The sequence below is a fragment of the Streptomyces sp. AA4 genome, assembly GCF_000158875.1.
In the GTDB taxonomy this organism is placed as follows: Bacteria; Actinomycetota; Actinomycetes; order Mycobacteriales; family Pseudonocardiaceae; genus Amycolatopsis.
This window is the reverse complement of sequence record NZ_GG657746.1, coordinates 2,963,067-2,977,370: the sequence shown is the minus strand read 5'-3', so window position 1 is coordinate 2,977,370 and position 14,304 is coordinate 2,963,067. Positions and strand designations below refer to the sequence as shown.

The window sequence follows — 14,304 nt, the reverse complement described above, 5'->3', positions numbered from 1 at the left end:
AACCCCCGTGTCCAGTGTGTTTCGTCCTGCCCGCAGGCCGTTCCTCGTCGTCGCGGCTGTGCTCGCCACGTTCGCGCTCGCCGCGTGCGGCACCACCGAAGCCCCCGCCGCCGGGGACCCGGCCGCCGCCGCGAAGCCGGCCGGCCCGGTCCACCTGACCGACGAACGCGGCAAGGTCGACCTGCCGGGCCCGGCCGCGAAGGTCGTGTCGCTGGAATGGGGCCTCACCGAAAACCTGCTCGCGCTGGGCGTGAAGCCGATCGGCGCGGCGGACGTCAAGGGCTACAACACTTACGACAAGGTCATGCCGCTCGCTGCGTCCACTCCGGACGTCGGCACGCGCGGCGAGCCGAGCCTCGACGCGATCGCCGCGCTGCACCCGGATCTGGTGGTCACCACCACCGACCTGCCGGAGAACGTGATCGCGCAGCTGTCGAAGCAGGCGAAGGTGCTGACCCTGCGCGGCTCGGATTCGGCCGACCCGATCGGCTACCTGCGCAAGACCGTGACCACGCTGTCCGAGGCGACCGGAACGCAGGAACAGGGCCGCAAACTGCTGGCGGAATTCGACGCCAAGGTCGCCGAAGGCAAGAAGAAGCTGGCCGACGCGGGCAAATCCGGGGCCAAGTTCGTCATGGCCGACGGCTACTCGACCTCCGGCACGGTCACCGTCCGGATGTACGCGAAGGGCTCGTTCCTCGGCAGCGTCGCCGAGCAGCTCGGCGCCGCCAACCAGTGGACCGAGGCGGGCGACAAAGACTACGGCCTCGCGCCCACCGACGTGGAAGGCCTGACCAAGATCACCGATCCGGCCACTTCGTTCGTCTACGCCGCCAACGCCGCCGAATCCGACGTCTTCACCCAGGACCTCGCGGGCAACGCGGTGTGGAAGCAGCTGCCGTTCGTCAAGGCCGGGAAGCTGCACCGGATCCCGGACGGCATCTGGATGTTCGGCGGCCCGAAGTCGGCGAGCGCCTATGTGGACGCGCTCACCGGCGCTCTGACGCGCTGATCCGATGACCGCCCCCGCACCCGCCCGGCCGCGCGTTTCGCGGCTCACCGCGTCCGTCGTCTTCCTGGCCGGAATCGTCGCGCTGCTCGCCCTGTCCGCCGTGCACCTGCTGCAAGGCACGTCGCACGTCGGGCTCGGCGAACTCCTGCGCGCCGTTTTCCCCGGCACGGACGACGACGCGCGCAGCCAGGCGGTGGCCGTGCTCGTGGCCAGCCGGCTCCCCCGGCTGGCCGCGGCGCTGCTCGTGGGGCTGGCGCTCGGATTCGCTGGCTGCGTGCTGCAGTCGGTCGCGCGGAACCCGCTCACTTCGCCGGACACGCTCGCGGTCAACGCCGGCGCGTACGTCTCGGTGGTCGGCGTCGCGGCGTTCGGGATCTCGCTTCCCTTCTACGTCAACGGAATCGTCGCCTTCGTCGGCGGTCTCGCGGCGGCCGGGCTGGTGTTGCTCGTCGCGCGCAGCAGCAGCGGCGGGGCGGCCCGGCTCGTGCTCGCCGGGTCCGCGATCGCGCTGGCGCTGACCGCGCTCACGTCGGTGCTGCTGATGCTGTTCCAGGAGCGGACCGCGGGCCTGTACGGCTGGGGCAGCGGCACGACTGTCCAATCCGGACTGCGGCAGGTTTCCCTTGCCGCACCGGTGATCGCCGTCGGCGTGGTCGCCACCCTCCTGCTCGCGCACCGGCTCGACGTCCTCAGCCTCGGCGACGACCACGCGCGCGTGCTGGGCATCGACGTCCGCCGCACCCGCACCTTCGCCGTCGTCGCGGCGGTGCTGCTTTCAGCGGTCGCGGTGACCGTCGCCGGACCGATCGGGTTCGTCGGCCTGTGCGCGCCGGTAATCGCACGGCTGCTGGCCAGCCGAGTGCCCGGGCTCGGCAAACATCCGCTGCTGCTGCCGCTTTCCGGATTGACCGGGGCGCTGGTCGTCGTCACCGCCGACGTCCTGCTGCGCGCTCTCGTCCCCGCCGGCAAAGCGGTTTCGGTGCCGACCGGCGTCGTGACGACCCTCGCCGGTGCGACCGTACTGGTCTGGCTGGCGCGACGGCAGCCGTCCGGAACCCCGTCCGCGCGCGGCACGCACGGCACCGTCCGGTCCCGCCGCTGGGTGGCCGGGACCGGCGTCGTGCTGGCGGTCGCGCTCGTCGCCGCGGTGATCGCCGCGCTCCTGCTGGGTGACCGGATCGTGTTGCTCGGCGACGTGCTGAACTGGCTGCGCGGGGTGTCCGGCACCGAGGTGTCGTTCGCGCTCGACCTGCGCTGGCCGCGGATGCTCGCCGCACTGCTCGGCGGGGCGGCCCTGGCCGTCGCGGGCGCGCTGGTGCAGGCGATCTGCCGCAACCCGCTGGCCGAACCGAGTCTGCTCGGCGTGACGCCGGGCGCGAGCGTCGGCGCGATCAGCGTCGTGCTTCTGGCGCCCGGCATCGGAATCTGGCCGATGATGGGCGCGGCGACCGTCGCCGCGTTCGCGACGTTCGCCCTCGTGCACTGGCTCGCCACCGGCAGCGGACTGTCGTCGGACCGCCTGGTGCTGGTCGGCATCGGCGTCAGCGCGGGCGCGCAGGCGATCACGACGCTCGTGGTCGTGCTGACCTCGCCGTGGAACGCGCACCTCGCGCTCACCTGGCTAGCCGGATCGACCTACGGCCGGGAGTTCAGCCAGGTCCTGCCCGTGCTGTTGTGCCTGGTCATCGCCCTGCCGATCGCCCTGTCCAGCGCGCGGACGCTCGACCTGGTCTCGCTGGACGAGGACGTGCCGCGCGTACTCGGCGTCCCGCTGGACCGGTCTCGTCTCGGCTTCGCCGCGCTCGCCGCAGTGCTCACCGCCGCAGCCGCGTGCGCGGTCGGTGCGCTGGGATTCGTCGGACTCGTGGCCCCGCACGCCGCACGCGCTTTGGTGGGTTCCCAGCACGCACGCTCGCTGCCGGTGGCGGCCGCGCTGGGAGCGGTGCTGGTGTGCGTCGCGGACACGTTAGGGCGCACGGTCCTCGCGCCGACCCAGATCGCAGCGGGCCTGGTGACCGCACTGATCGGGGCTCCGTACTTCGGTTGGCTGCTGTGGCGGAGCCGCGCGAGCGTCTAGGCGAACCAGGTGTCGAGCGCGACCGGTTTCAGACCGGAGGCAAATCGTCCATCCGAGGTGCAATGACTTACTAAATTGTACTGTTGCACTTTTTGCATGGTTCCACTTATGCTGGGCAGCGACCACACCGGCACGAGAGGGGAAACCATGAACGAGACACTGCGCATCGCGATCGTCGGGGGCGGCCCGGGCGGGCTGCTCGCCGCGCACGTTCTGCACGGCCACGGCCTCGCCGCGGCTGTGTACGACGCCGACGCCGCCGTGAATGCACGAGACCCCGGCGGCACGCTCGACCTGCACGCGGACAGCGGGCAAATCGCCTTGGAAGACGCCGGGCTGCTGGCCGCTTTCCACGAGTTAGCCCGCGTCGAAGGCCAAGCCATGACCAGACGTGACCACCACGGCACCCTGCTGAAGGAGTTCGCCCCCGCCGACGACGACACCGCCGCCCCCGAAATCGACCGCGGCCAGCTGCGCACCATGCTGTACGAACGGCTCACGCCCGGGACTGTCCACTGGGGACACAAGCTCACCGAACTGACGACCGAAAACGGTGTCCACTGCTTGCATTTCTCCAATGGATCCACAGTGGACGCCGACGTCGTGCTCGGCGCGGACGGCACCTGGTCGAAGGTGCGCCGCCGGCTCACCGACGCGAGGCCGGAATACCTCGGAGTGTCCTATCTGGACATCCGATTCGACGACGTCGAGACCCGGCACCCGGAAGTCGCGGCGCTGGTGGGCGACGGACAGCTGTTCACCGCCGACGGTGCCGGTCGGGCAGTGATCCTGCAGCGCAACAGCAACGGCGTGATCCGCGGCTACGTTGCCTTCCGCGCCGAAGAGGACTGGGCTGCGAAGGAAGGCGTCGATCTTGCTGACCGCGCCTCGGTCCGCGAGTTCCTGCTGCGCGAATTCCGCGGCTGGGGCGAGAAAGTGCTTCCGCTGCTGACCGACAACGACGGCGACTACGTGGCGCGCGCGTTCACCGCACTGCCCGCTCCCCTGACGTGGCAACGGGTTCCGGGCATCACGGTGCTCGGCGACGCCGCGCACGCGATGGCCCCGTTCGGCGGGCACGGCGCGAACCTGGCCCTGCTCGACGGCGCGGAAGTGGCGCACGCGCTGCACGAGGAGCCGGACGTCGAAGCCGCGCTGGCCCGCTACGAGACAGCGATGTTCGCCCGCACCGGCCACCTCGCCGCCGACGCGAACGCGGCACTGCGCGGCTTCTTCGCGGACGGCGCCCCGGAGGACGTGCCCGATCGGGAAGAGGAACTCCGCGCTTACGAGGCTCGAGCCGCCGAGTACCGCGCCGCACGCACGGCCGCCGCCCGCTAGCCGAAACCCTCACCGCCCGTCAGCCACGGTCAGGTCCGTGAGGGCCACCTTCAGGGACTCTGAGTCCCTCAGGGTTCCCCTCACGTACATCGCCGCCGCCCCGAGCTGGCTGCCGATGAAGGTCCCCCTTCAGGAGACCTTCATCGGCTTTCGTCAGGAGCGCTTCCGGCGCACCGCCACGGCCGTCACCAGCGCGCCGCCGATGAGCAGCAGTGCACCGCCGCCGATCAGGTAGCCGCGGATGTCCGCGCCGGTCGAGGCGAGCGGGCCCTGGTCGGACGGGCCGGTTCCGGGGGCCACTCCGCCGGAGTGGTCGCTCGTCGTCGTGATCGGGGCCGGGGCTTCCGAAGACGAGCTGGACGTCGTCGGGCTCGTGCTGCTGGCCGAGGACGTCGGCTGCGAACTCGAGGACGTCGCGCTGGACGACGTCTCCGAGGACGACGTCGGCGCGGTCGACGAGGACGTCTCCGATGGGCTGGTCGACGTGGTGGAGCTGGTCGAGGACGTCGTCGAACTCGTGGACGAGGTGGCGCTCGACGACGTCGTGCTGGAGGAAGTCGTACTGGACGACGTCGTGCTCGTGGGCTCGGTCGTCGTGGAAGAAGTCGACGTGGTGGACGAAGTCGACGTGGTGCTCGACGTGGTCGAACTGGTCGGCTCCGTGCTCGTCGTCGTGGTGGTCGAACTGCTCGGCGCGGTCGACGTCGTGGTGCTGGAGCTGGTCGAGGTCGACGTCGTGCTGGTCGGCGTCGTGGACGTCGTCGCCGGGGCGGTGCAGTCCGGCAGGTCGCCGGTGAACGGATAGGCGTGGAACTCCTGTCCGCCCGCCGCGCCGTCGGAGGTGTGCAGCAGGTTGCCCGCGGTGAAGAACCGGCCGTTGGTGCCCGACGCGGTGACCGTCGTGTCGCTGGCCGGGTTGCCGACCAGCACGCTGCCCTGGAACTGCGCCTGTCCGGCGATCTTCACCTTCGACGCGTCCGGGAAGTTCCACAGCAGCTTCTCGCGCAGGTGGTTGATCGGGTCCTGGTCGGCGAGGTCGCCGGTGTAGGTGTTGATCACGCGGGCGCCGCCGACGAGGTTCACCAGGACCGTCGCGCCCGCCGGGATGCCGGTGAACTCCAGGCCCTGCATGCCGCCGCCGGGGCCGGTGAGGTCGAAGTCGACGTTGAACACCTGCAGCGCGGACTTCCCGTCGCCGGTGAACAGCGTGCGGTAGCCCTCGTTCTTCGCCGTCCCGGTCGCCGCGGACTTGCCGTAGCAGGTGCTGGCTTCCTGCAGCTGCGGCCGGAGCTGCCGGTACGGGTCCGCCGCGTTCGGGTCCTGCTTCAGTGTGCCGGCCACCGTCCCGGTGACGGTGCCGCCGTACCGCACGACGCCGCCCTCCGCGAGCAGCCGCTGGTTCGGCGCGATGGTGACGTTCCTGCCGGTGGTGAGGAAGTCGGCCCCGTCCGGCGGGGGCACGCGCGAGCCGACGCCCACGATGCCCACGTTGTAGACCGAGGACGCGCCCGTCCGCTTGGCCATGTCGAAGCCGCCGAGGACGACGACCCGGCCTTCCGCCTCGGCCGCCGCTTCGCGCACGAGGAAATCGCCGCCGGCGAAGACGTTGATGCCGTTGTCCCGTCCGGCGAACGGCCCGTTGTTGACCGGCGGGTACTTGTCCGGGCAGGCGGTGCCGACGCACGGCCCCAGGCCCCCCGGCAACGGAGCGGCGCTCGCGCCGGGACCGGCCACGAACGCCACCGCACACACCGCCGCGGCGATCGCTCCGCCCACGACGGCCATTTTCCTGGCACGCATGCGGCCGATCTTTGCGCGGACCGGGCGAAATCCGGCAGTCGAAACACCGTAACCCACCCGAACGGGTCAGAAAAACGCCATCTCCTCAGACAAGTAGACTAGTGACGCTCCACACTCGACACCCCGCCGGCAGAATGTCCCGCAGTAGCCTCGCTCTCGCCGCCCCGCCCGACCAGAAAGCCTTCCGATGCCCCCTCTCGTGCACCGGCACCCGCTCGCCGCGCAAGCCGCCGAAGTCCTCCTCGGACGCATTCGTGCCGGCGAATGGCCGCTCGGCCACAAATTGCCCGGGGAAACGACTTTGGCCGCGCAACTGGGCGTCGGCCGTTCGACCTTGCGCGAGGCGATCCGCGAATTGGCGGGCAAAGGCGTGCTGGATTCCCGCCAGGGCTCCGGCGTTTTCGTGACCGCGCTGGACGTCGCCGAGGACTGGGACGCGGTGCTGCGCCGCGCCACCATCGGCGCGGTGATCGAGGCGCGCATCGCCATCGAAGCGGAAGCCGCGGCGCTGGCCGCGCATCGGCGGACGCCGACCGACCTGCGCGCGATCCGCCGCGCGCTCGCCGCCCGCGCGGTCGGCGAGCCGGACGTCGAACTGCTGGTGGACACCGACACCGCGTTCCACCGCACGGTGCTCGTCGCCGCGCACAACGACGTGCTGATCGAATTGTTCGACAGCTTCGTCCCCCGGATCCACCGCGCGATGACGGACATGCTGCGCGCGCGGCCGATCACCGCGCCCGAGGAAGACCAGGCCGCGCACCTGGCGCTGGTCGAAGCGATCGCCGACAAAGACGCGTCCGCCGCGGCGGAACTGAGCCGGGCGCACCTGACCGCCTTGAAGGAGGCACTTTCGTGAGCGAGGTCGTGCTGCGGCTGACCGACGTCGTGTTCCGCAGGCAGGGCAAGGAAATCCTGCACGGCGTGAACCTGACCGTGCGAGCGGGCGAACACTGGGCGCTGCTCGGCCCGAACGGCGCCGGGAAAAGCACGATCCTCGGGTTCTGCGGCGCGGTCACGCATCCGACCACCGGCACCGTCGACGTTCTCGGCGGACGGCTCGGCCAGGTCGAACTTCAGGCGCTGCGCCGCAGTATCGGGCACGTCAACCCGCGGCATCCGCTGCGTTCGCCGCTCACCATCCGCGAAGTCGTGCTGACCGGTGTCACCGGAAGCATCGACACTCCGCCGCGCTGGCAGCCGACCGCGTCGCAGATCGAGCAGGCCGACGAACTCATCGGCCTGCTCGGCCTGGAGGGCAAGGCCGCCGAACGCTGGCCGACCCTGTCCCAAGGCGAACGCGGCCGCGCCCTGATCGCCCGCGCCCTGATCAGCGACCCCCGGCTGCTGCTGCTCGACGAACCGTCCACCGGCTTGGACGTCGCGGCACGCGAGCAGCTGCTGGAAACGATCGACCTGCTGACCCGCACGCATCCCCGGCTCGCCTCCATCGTGGTCACCCACCATCTCGAGGAGCTGCCGGAAACGACGACGCACGCGCTGCTGATCGCCGACGGTTCGGTGGTGTCGTCGGGGCCGATCGACCAGGCGGTGACGACGGCCAGCATCAGCCGCGCCTTCGGTCACCCGATCCGCGTGGACCGCCATGACGGACGGTGGAGCGCCCGCGCCGCCCGGACGCGGTCCACCGAGGTCGCCTGAATCAGGCAGTCCGCAGCACCCGCCAGGCCGAGAAGCCGAGCAACACCAGCTCAGCCGCCGAAAACCCGACCAGCGCGACCGGGCTCGGCACCCACAGCAGCGTCATGCCGACCAGCAGCACCGGCACCACCAGCCCGGCGTAAGCCGCGAGGAAAATCCCGGCCAGCACCTCGCCGCGCGACAGCGGATCGGCCAGCGCCGCCACCGTCCCGACCGCCGCGCGGAAGCCGAGACCCATCCCGCTTCCGGCGATCACCGAGCCAGCAAGGAACAGCGCGAGCGACGGCAGCAACGCGGCCACCGAAAGCACCGCCAGTCCGATCGGCATCAGCACGAACCCCAACCGCAGCTGAGACCGCGAAGCCAGCGACGCGAAGACCACCTGCGCCACCGCCGCCGCGCCCAGCATCGAGCCCGCGGTGATCCCAGCGAGCATCCGGCTGTGTTCGTGCAGGCCTTCGGCGAGCAGGGTCGGCGCGAGCGACATGAACAGCCCGGTGATCGCGAACGCGGCGAACACCCCGATCGCCGCGCCGACGAACGCCGGCCGCGCGCCAGCGGGCAGCGACACCCGCTGCGGCCGGTACGCCGGACGCTCCTCGCGCCGTTCGACAGTCTCCGGCACCAGGCACACCGCGAAGGCCGCCACCAGCAGCACGACCAGGAACACGACGAACGTGCTGGTCAGCGGGCTGCCGATGTACTGCGCGAAGACGCCGCCGACGACCGGGCCGAGCCCGAGACCGCCCATGTTCACCACGGTGGCGATCAGGCCGGAGCGGCCGAGGTCCTGGTCCGGGCGGCTCACGGCCCGCAGCTCCGACAGGTGCGCGGTCGCGGTGGCCGTCAGCGCGCCGATGCCGACGCCGCACACGAACCGGGCGAGCAGCAGACCCGGCACCTCCGGCCAGAGCAGGAACAAAACCGCCGACAGGGCCTCGGCGAGCGTCGAAGCCAGGATCACGCGGCGGCGGCCGAGCCAGTCGCTGACGTGCCCGGCGAGGTAGAGGCTGGCCATCACGCCGACCGCGTACGCCGCGAAAATGACGGTGACCAGGAACGTCGCGAACCCGTCCCGCTGCTGGTAGAGCGCGTACAGCGGGGTGGGCACGGTGGAGAACGCGAGGCACGCGGCGAACGCGAACGCGATGACCCGGAATCCCCAGCCGTGGCTGACGCGCCATCCGGCCGGCGCGGTGAAAGCGGGCGGAGCTGTGGTGACCATGTCGACCTTCCGAGCGGGAACCTACCCCCGAAACGATCCCCCGTCCCACTCATCAAGTCCAACGAAAAGTACTGGTCACAGTTATCGGGATCCGCGATAATCGGGGCATGGAGACGCGGCAGCTGGAGCACTTCGTGGCGGTCGCCGAGGAGCTGAGCTTCACGCGGGCGGCACAGCGGCTGTTCGCCACGCAGTCCACGGTCTCGGCGACGATCCGCGCGCTGGAGACCGACCTCGGCGCGACGCTGTTCGACCGGTCGACCCGCCGGGTCGCGCTGTCCACCGCGGGCGAGCTGTTCCTGCCCGAGGCGAAAGCGGCGCTGGAAGCGGTGGAGCGGGCACGCGAGGTGGTGCAGCAGGCGTCCGCCGGACTGCGCGGAAGCCTCCGGATCGGCACGCTGACCAGCATGAACGCGTTCGACCTGCCGGTGCTGCTCGGCGCGTTCCACCGCAGGCACCCGCTGGTCGACCTGCATCTGACGGTGTCCCTCACCGGCTCGTCCGGCCTGGCCGACGACGTCCGCCACGGCCGGCTCGACGTCGCGTTGCTCGGCCTCTCCCGGGCCGAGCTGGGCGGCCTCGACGCGACGCAGCTGGCCAGCGTGCCGTACTACGCCGTGCTGCCGGACAGCCATCCGCTCGCCGAGCAAGCGTCGGTCCGGCTGCCGGAACTGGACGGCGAACTGTTCGTCGACTGTCCGCGCGGCTTCGGGAACCGGATCGCGGTCGACCGGGAGTTCGCCGCGCTCGGGCTTTCGCGCCGGGTCGCCGTCGAGGTCGCCGACATGCGGACGGTGCCGCGCTATGTCGCGGCCGGGCTCGGCGTCGCGGTCCTGCCCGGCACCGCCCGGCTGGACCTCCCGGGCGTCGTGCCGATCCCGCTCGCCGACACGTCGCTGACCTGGCCGCTCACCGTCGTCGTCTCCGCGAAACGGCCGCCGTCGCAAGCCTTGCGGACGCTGCAGGAGCTGTTCGTCGCGGCCGCGGCGGAGGAAGACATTACGGAGTTCTGACCGGGCCCCGGGCGACCGGAATAGCGACCGGCTCCGCAGCGTCCTCCTGTACACGGATTCCCTCGACGGAAGAGAAGGAAATGACGGAAAAAGCGATCCTGGCCGGCGGGTGTTTCTGGGGCATGGAGGAGCTGTTCCGCCACCAGCCCGGCGTGACCGCCACCCGCGTCGGCTACAGCGGCGGCGACGTCCCCCACGCCACCTACCGCAACCACGGCACCCACGCCGAAACCATCGAAGTCACCTACGACCCGGACCAGACCGACTTCCGCGCCCTGCTCGAGTTCTTCTTCCAGGTCCACGACCCCACCACGAAGAACCGCCAAGGCAACGACATCGGCACCAGCTACCGCTCCGCCATCTTCTACACCACCGACGAGCAGAAGCGGATCGCCGAAGACACCATCGCCGACGTCGACGCCTCCGGCCTCTGGCCCGGCAAGGTCGTCACCGAAGTCACCCCCGCCGGAGACTTCTGGGAAGCCGAACCGGAGCACCAGAACTACCTGCAGAACTACCCCAACGGCTACACCTGCCACTTCCCGCGCCCCGGCTGGAAACTCCCGAAGCGCGCCTGACCGATGCCCGATTATCCAGCGGCAGCAGTAGAAACCGGACATGTCGAACCGGTCCCCCGGCGAGTACGCGGAATGCTCGCCGGGAAGACCATTGTGGACAGCACGCGGGCTAAATACGTCTGGGAATGGCCCTACTATCCGCAGTTCTACTTCCCGCTCGACGACGTTCTCCCCGGCGCGCTCGTACCGGAGGAAGAAGCCGGTCGGCACTCGCTGCACGTCGGCGAGGTCGAAAAGCCCGCTGCCGCTTGGGTAACCGACTCTGTCCTGCCCGGACACGTCCGGTTCGCGTGGGACGCGCTGGACGCCTGGTTCGAAGAGGACGAACAGGTTTTCGTCCACCCGCGCAACCCGTACACGCGGGTGGACGCTTTGCGCTCCACCCGACATGTCCGAGTTCGGTTAGACGGGGTAACGCTGGCAGAATCGTCGTCACCGGTGCTGCTCTTCGAAACCGGCCTCCCGACGCGCTATTACTTCAACCGCACCGAAGTCGATTTCACGCACCTCGTCGCCGAGCCTGACATGGTCACCGCCTGTCCGTACAAGGGCGAGACGTCCGGCTACTGGTCCGTCCGCGTCGGCGACGTCCTGCACGAGCACCTGGCGTGGACGTACGCCTACCCGACCGTGGCGGTCCAGGCCATCGCCGGTCTCGTGGCGTTCTACAACGAGATGGTGGATATCGAAGTGGACGGCGAACTTCTCCCCCGTCCGCGCACGCACTTCTCGCAGTGACTACACCCGGCCGAACGCCTCGACGACCGCGGCCGCCAGCCGGTCCCCGCGCTCGTCTTGTCCGGCGGGCACGGTGAAGCAGACGGTGAACCGGTCCGCCCACGTCATGATGCCGACCGCCACCGGAACCCCGGGCGCGAGCGACAACACCGGATACACCGTGCGGACGAGCGCCCCGTTGAGCACCACCGGCGACCGCGCGCCGGGAAGCACCGACGCGATCACGCTGAACCACGTGCCGCGGTAGACGAGCTTCGCCGCCCGGCGGTGCAGCGCCGGAGGCAGAATCCCGAGCACGCGCACGACCGCGTTGCCCGCGCGGGGCGCGCCGCGGCCGACCTGGTCGGACAGCATCCGGTCGGTCGCCCGTACCCGCTCCGACAGCGACATCGCGCCCGTCGGCAGGTCCACCGACGCCGCGCCGGTGTGGTTGCCGAGCTGCCGGAAGGTCCCGGTGTCGCGGACCGACATCGGAATCAACACCCGAAGCCGCTCCGGCGCGCTCCCGCCCAGCTCTCGATGCAAGGCCTCGGCGACGAGCGCGAGCACGAGGTTGGTCGTCGGCACCCCCATCCGCCGCGCGGCCTTCCGGACCTCTGGAGCGGAAAGGTGCGCCCGCGCGAAATGCCTTCGGGGACTGTCGATCCGCTTGTCCCAGCCCACCCGGGGCGCGGCACCAGCCCGGGCGAGAGCCCAGACGCCACGCGCCAACTCGACGGCTTGGGTGCGGGTTTTGCCGCTGGGACTCGAGCGTGCGGACTCGGCGCTGCCGGACGCTCCCGTCGGCCGGGCAAGCCCGTGCCACACCGGCCCCCCCACCCGAGCAAGCACCCCGCGCACCAGTCCGACAGCTTGAGTGCGGGTTTTGCCGCTTGGACTCGAGCGCACGGACTCGCCGCCGCCGGACGCTCCCGTCGACCGATCAAGCCCGTGCCACACCGGGCCCGCCACGCGAGCGAGCATCCCGCGAGCAAGTCCGACAGCTTGGTCACGGCCTTTGCCGCCAGAGTTCGAGCGCGCCGACTCGACGCCGCCTGACCGTGCGGCCGATCCCGTCGACCGATCAAGCAACCCGCGCACCGGCCCCGCCAGTCCGGCAAGTCCCGCCCGCATCGCACCTCGCCGGGGTCGAGACCCGTTGCGCCCCAATGCCACTTTGGGTGCGTCAGACGCACCCAAAGTGGCATTCGCTGCGTCAGATGCACCCAAAGTGGCATTGGGGCGGCTCGGCCACCCCTTCCGCCGGGGAACCGCCGCCGGGACCAGCGGCTCCTTCCCCCGCGTCTGCCCCACCAGCGCACTGATCACCGCGATCCCGTCGCTGGCCGCGTGGTGCAGTGCGATCAGCAACGCCCCCTGCTCCCCCTCGATGCCGGTCACCAGCCGCGCCCGCACCGGTCGTTCCGGTGACACCGGCGTGGAGAAGAACGCGTCCATCTCCCGCGTCAACGCCGCGTCCAACGGTGCGTCCGGACCGATGCGCACCGAAGTCAGCACATCCGCCGACGTCCGTCCCGGGTCTTCCTGCCACCGCGCCCGCCACAAGCCGCTGCCGGGCAGCAAGCGCGTCCGCAAGCCGGGCGTCGCGGCCAGCAGGTGCTCGGCGTCCGCGGGGGTGACCGGCGAACCGTCGGCCTTGGGGTCGAACACCAGCACCGCCCCGACCTGCTGCGGCACCTCCGGCGTGGCCACGTGCACGAACAGCGCGTCCTCCGGCCGGAGCCGCTGCGTCGGCGGGTTCAACGGCGCGGACACCAGCGATTCCAGCGCCTCCACCAGCGGCGTGGCCGTCTCGCAATGCCGGGCGACCGCTTCCGCCATCTCCTTGAGCCGTTCCGGTTCGGCCAGCAGCCCGCGCACCGTCTCGGCCAGCTCACCATCCTTTGTGGACACCAGGGCGAGCCCGGCGGCGGCCATCAGGCGGGCGTTCGCCTTGCCGTGCGCGGCGATCGGGTGGTGCATCAGCACCGGGCGGCCGCACGCCAGCGCCTCCAGCGAGGTCGCGCCGCCCGCGTTCGTCACCACGACGTCCGCCGCCAGCGTGTACCGCTCCGGCTGGTCCGTCCACCCGACCACGCGCAACCGCGGTTCGTTCAGCGCGCGCAGCCGGTCAGCCACCGCGTCGTTGCGCCCGCAGATCGCGATCGGCACCACCGACTGGTCCGCCGCCAGCAACTCCCGCACCGTGGTCTCGATTTCGCCGAAACCCAGCGAGCCGCACGAAACCAGCGGCACGAAGGCGTCCGGCGGCAGGTCCAGTTCCTGCCGCGCCGCCGTCTGGTCCCCGGGCCGGAACACCGCGCGCACCGGAGGCGCGGACACTCCGACGTGCGCCGACGGCGACGAGCGCAGCGCGGGCGCGACCGCGACGTCGTGCATCACCATGGTGAGATCGGCCGCGCCGTAAACCCAGAACGGATGCGGTGCGAAGTCCGAAACCCACGCACCGATCGGCACGGACAGCTTTCCCTTGCGGCGCAGCCACGCCAGGCCCGCGGTGCCCATCGGATACGTCGACAGCACCAGGTCCGGCGCGAATTCCGCGACCGGTTTCGCCAGCCGCCGCCCGCACCAAGCGGCGGTAAACCACCGGGACGCGGCGGCGAACCACGGAATCCGCCAGATCGCGCCGTAAAAGAACTCGTAAAGCCACGGGACGCTTTCCACGTTGGCGACGTAAATCCGCTGGAAAAGGCCTTCGAAACCGGGGCCGAGCCGTTCCAGCGCGTTGACCCACCGCACGGTCGCGTCCGGCCAGCGCCGCCGTATCGCGTCCTCGAGCGCGCGTCCCGTGGCGTTGTGCCCCTGCCCCATGTTCGCGGACACGATCAGCACGCGCTCCAACGCTGCCCCCTTAT

At 70.8% G+C, this 14,304-nt stretch carries 11 protein-coding genes; 8 read left to right on the top strand and 3 right to left on the bottom strand.

What is annotated here, in order from left to right; genetic code table 11:
* Positions 1-7: 7 nt before the first annotated feature.
* The 3 genes from SSMG_RS13795 to SSMG_RS13785 all read left to right on the top strand — a co-directional run bounded on the left by SSMG_RS13795 (position 8) and on the right by SSMG_RS13785 (position 4,430).
* Positions 8-1,012 carry an ABC transporter substrate-binding protein gene (locus SSMG_RS13795; RefSeq protein WP_100266783.1) on the top strand — a complete coding sequence of 335 codons (1,005 nt, stop codon included), beginning with the start codon at positions 8-10 and terminating at the stop codon, positions 1,010-1,012.
* A 4-nt stretch (positions 1,013-1,016) separates the two neighbouring features.
* Positions 1,017-3,089, top strand: a complete 2,073-nt coding sequence (locus SSMG_RS13790) for an iron ABC transporter permease (protein WP_009076692.1) — start codon at positions 1,017-1,019, stop codon at positions 3,087-3,089.
* Between the two features lie 147 nt (positions 3,090-3,236).
* Complete coding sequence (locus SSMG_RS13785; protein ID WP_037713596.1) at positions 3,237-4,430, top strand: NAD(P)/FAD-dependent oxidoreductase; 1,194 nt, start codon at positions 3,237-3,239, stop codon at positions 4,428-4,430.
* A gap of 153 nt (positions 4,431-4,583) precedes the next feature.
* On the opposite strand, the gene SSMG_RS46875 is transcribed toward SSMG_RS13785, so the two are convergent.
* Positions 4,584-6,230: a choice-of-anchor A family protein gene (locus SSMG_RS46875; RefSeq protein ID WP_037717121.1), complete on the bottom strand. Its 1,647-nt coding sequence runs from the start codon at positions 6,228-6,230 to the stop codon at positions 4,584-4,586.
* 187 nt (positions 6,231-6,417) lie between these two features.
* Here SSMG_RS46875 and SSMG_RS13775 point away from each other — a divergent pair, with 187 nt between their 5' ends.
* Both SSMG_RS13775 and SSMG_RS13770 read left to right on the top strand, forming a co-directional pair.
* Entirely contained in the window at positions 6,418-7,089 is a 672-nt protein-coding gene (locus SSMG_RS13775; protein ID WP_009076684.1) for a FadR/GntR family transcriptional regulator, read from the top strand.
* Positions 7,086-7,892, top strand: coding sequence for an ABC transporter ATP-binding protein (locus SSMG_RS13770; RefSeq protein WP_009076681.1), 807 nt, complete (start codon positions 7,086-7,088; stop codon positions 7,890-7,892). Before SSMG_RS13775 ends, SSMG_RS13770 begins: the two co-directional genes overlap by 4 nt.
* Before the next feature lies 1 nt (position 7,893).
* Here SSMG_RS13770 and SSMG_RS13765 read toward each other — a convergent pair whose 3' ends face one another.
* Complete coding sequence (locus SSMG_RS13765; RefSeq protein ID WP_009076679.1) at positions 7,894-9,117, bottom strand: MFS transporter; 1,224 nt, start codon at positions 9,115-9,117, stop codon at positions 7,894-7,896.
* A gap of 107 nt (positions 9,118-9,224) precedes the next feature.
* Between SSMG_RS13765 and SSMG_RS13760 the strand changes: the two genes are divergently transcribed.
* The 3 genes from SSMG_RS13760 (at position 9,225) to SSMG_RS13750 (ending at position 11,446) form a co-directional block, all read left to right on the top strand.
* Positions 9,225-10,130 carry a LysR family transcriptional regulator gene (locus SSMG_RS13760; RefSeq protein WP_009076677.1) on the top strand — a complete coding sequence of 302 codons (906 nt, stop codon included), beginning with the start codon at positions 9,225-9,227 and terminating at the stop codon, positions 10,128-10,130.
* An 80-nt stretch (positions 10,131-10,210) separates the two neighbouring features.
* Entirely contained in the window at positions 10,211-10,708 is a 498-nt protein-coding gene (gene msrA / locus SSMG_RS13755) for a peptide-methionine (S)-S-oxide reductase MsrA (protein WP_009076675.1), read from the top strand.
* Between the two features lie 3 nt (positions 10,709-10,711).
* On the top strand, positions 10,712-11,446 hold the full coding sequence (locus SSMG_RS13750) for a DUF427 domain-containing protein (RefSeq protein ID WP_009076673.1): 735 nt from the start codon (positions 10,712-10,714) through the stop codon (positions 11,444-11,446).
* On the opposite strand, the gene SSMG_RS13745 is transcribed toward SSMG_RS13750, so the two are convergent.
* On the bottom strand, positions 11,447-14,281 hold the full coding sequence (locus SSMG_RS13745) for a WS/DGAT domain-containing protein (RefSeq protein WP_009076671.1): 2,835 nt from the start codon (positions 14,279-14,281) through the stop codon (positions 11,447-11,449).
* Positions 14,282-14,304 lie beyond the last annotated feature (23 nt).